The sequence below is a fragment of the Halomonas sp. SIMBA_159 genome, from assembly GCF_046536035.1.
GTDB classification, from domain to species: domain Bacteria; phylum Pseudomonadota; class Gammaproteobacteria; order Pseudomonadales; family Halomonadaceae; genus Vreelandella; species Vreelandella venusta_A.
On the sequence record NZ_JAWJBT010000725.1, the window covers coordinates 1 to 266 of the forward strand.

A 266-nucleotide genomic window follows, 5' to 3' on the forward strand; every position below is an offset into this window, starting at 1 on the left:
CCCCGCGTCGACGTCGTGATCCCTGTGCACGAGGCGTCCCGTCCGATCGAGCGCGCTGTCGCCTCGGTGCTGCGCAACGACGTGCAGCTGCGCGTCACCGTGGTGGCGCACGACCTCGACGCGGACGCGGTGCGCACCCGCCTCGGCGCGCTCGCGGACGACACGCGCGTGCGACTGGCCGAGCATCGGGACGGGCTCCGACGACCGGCCGGCCCGTTCAACCACGGTCTCGACCTCGCGACCGCCGCGTTCGTGTCGGTGATGGG

The 266-nt window shown here is 74.1% G+C and carries 1 protein-coding gene; it reads left to right on the forward strand.

Annotation, left to right across the window (positions count from 1 at the left end):
* Window positions 1–266 (forward strand): hypothetical protein (locus tag R0J87_RS21105; protein WP_498888723.1); only part of this gene is annotated, 266 nt, incomplete at both ends.